The sequence below is a fragment of the Streptomyces sp. NPDC005202 genome (assembly GCF_040608235.1).
Lineage (GTDB): Bacteria > Actinomycetota > Actinomycetes > Streptomycetales > Streptomycetaceae > Streptomyces.
On the sequence record NZ_JBEXHW010000088.1, the window covers coordinates 1 to 1,956 of the forward strand.

The following is a 1,956-nucleotide window of genomic DNA, read 5'->3' on the forward strand; positions in this document are numbered from 1 at the left end:
GGGTAGGCCGGACGCGTCCTTGGCACGATGAACTCCTCCTTGCGGGGACCAGTGTCCCCAAGCGGGTAGGTGTCCACCAAACCGGAGCAACATCACCGCGAAACACTGCTCAGGTGGCGGTCGCTCTTCGGGGCGGCCGAGGATCGCAACCAGCCATACTCCCGCCCCGCGAGGATCACGCATCGGGGTGGCGGTCGCCCTCAACGACGACCGAGGATCGCAATGGAACACAAGCGGAAGACCTGGGCCACGCCTTCTTTGCGCTGGCGGTCGCCCCCCGGGTCAACCGAGGATCGCAACAGTGCCTGGATGGACTGGCGCAGCCCGTCGGCCATCCTCCTGCGCGGCCGCGCAGGGCTGGCAGGCGCCCTTCGGGGCGACCGAGAACCCGTACGGTTCCCGCATCCCCGACAACCCGCTGCCGCTGGCGGTCGCCTTTTGGAGCGGCCGAGGATCGCAACGCCTTCAGGTGATAAGACGCCATGACCGAGGTCATGAGGCGGTCGCCCTTCGGGACGGCCGAGGATCGCAACGCCACGCTCTTCCGGCTGGGGTACATCCCCCGCGTGTGGCGGTCGCCCTCCGGGACGGCCGAGAATCGCAACTCGGTGATGATGAGCGGACGGCCGAAAGTAGTCAGTGGCGGTCCGCCCTCCGGGGCGGCCGAGGATCGCAACGTCGGCCCGAACATCGCGAGCACGTACTTCGAGACGTGGCGGTCGCTCACCAGGACGGCCGAGGATCACAACCAAGTAGACGGCTACCCCTCGGTGACCTGCCGAGCGACGGCCCGGCAGGACGACTCAGAGAGCGGCACAAGGTGCTGCGCCGGGGATTCGACTCGGAAGATGCGGCGCGCGCCATGGTCGAGCGGCTGAAGGTGGCACCAGGACCGGGCGAGCGGTTGATCGAGGACTTCACCATTGCTGGCGTGCTTGGCGTTGCCCTGACAGTCGTCATCGCGCTGGCCACGTAAGTAGGGCCGTGGCACGCTCCCTGCCTCGACCACGATGAGCGACAGCAACTCCGTCGCAGATCGTAAAGCACTGGCACACATCGATCATAAGCTCATAACGAGCCTGCGATCGTCAGTGTCGGCCCGGATAACACCACCTGCGAGATGTTCAAAATGATGTGCGTAAGTTCAATCAGTGAGCCCTTCTGGAAGCGATGGCCGCCGTCGGGCGAGTAGCGTCGGAAATCTTCCGGGAATCGGCTTGCGAGGTTTTTTTCGTGAACCATCTGAGATATTATATGGAATTATGGCCGATACTAGTCGCGGCAGAGTCGTTTCCGTCGGCGTCGGTCGTCATGGGGCAGCGGCGTCGTCATGATCTGGGAAATACTGGTCCTGGGTTTCGTACTCAGTCTCGACAATTTCCGGGTGTCGATCGCGCTCGGCACCGTCCCATTCGGTCTGAAGCGTGCGGTGCAGGTCGCGCTGACCTTCGGGCTGTGGGACGCGATTATGCCCCTGGTCGGGCTGTTGATCGGTCGCAAGATCGGGGAGTCCGTCGGGGACGTCGCTGATTTGGTGGGCGCGGCCGCGCTCGGCGGGTACGGTCTCTACCTCGTCATCTCGGCCCTTCGAAACCCCGAGCCGCAGGAGCTGGACCACCCGTGGGCACTGTTCGGCATCCCGTTGACGCTGAGTTTGGACAACCTGCTCGCCGGAGCGAGCCTCGGGATCCTCGGGCTCTCGCCGTGGTTCTCGGCCGCCGTCTTCGGCGTCATGACGGCGGTGTTGTCGCTGGTCGGGCTGCGGCTCGGGCGGCTCGCGGCGCGCCTCATCCGGATCCGCTCGGACCTGCTGAGCGGGGTCACCTTGATCATCGCCGCTGCGGCGCTGCCGTTGTGGTTCGGCGGCTAGGTGTTCTGTCCACGGAGGTTGGTGACAGCGATCACTGACGTGTGATCTTGAAATGGGTGAGGGCCTTCTGGCCTGGTGTGGATTGC

At 64.9% G+C, this 1,956-nt stretch carries 3 protein-coding genes; 2 read left to right on the forward strand and 1 reads right to left on the reverse strand.

From position 1 onward, the window contains the following. Positions 1–820: 820 nt before the first annotated feature. Complete coding sequence (locus tag ABZV31_RS38200; RefSeq protein ID WP_355901481.1) at positions 821–976, forward strand: hypothetical protein; 156 nt, start codon at positions 821–823, stop codon at positions 974–976. A gap of 92 nt (positions 977–1,068) precedes the next feature. On the opposite strand, the gene ABZV31_RS38205 is transcribed toward ABZV31_RS38200, so the two are convergent. Next, positions 1,069–1,242 (reverse strand): hypothetical protein, encoded by a 174-nt coding sequence (locus ABZV31_RS38205; RefSeq protein WP_355901483.1) that lies wholly within the window; start codon positions 1,240–1,242, stop codon positions 1,069–1,071. 88 nt (positions 1,243–1,330) lie between these two features. Between ABZV31_RS38205 and ABZV31_RS38210 the strand changes: the two genes are divergently transcribed. Beyond that, a complete protein-coding gene (locus tag ABZV31_RS38210; protein WP_355901485.1) occupies positions 1,331–1,870 on the forward strand; it encodes a manganese efflux pump in 540 nt (179 codons plus the stop codon). Positions 1,871–1,956: the final 86 nt, after the last annotated feature.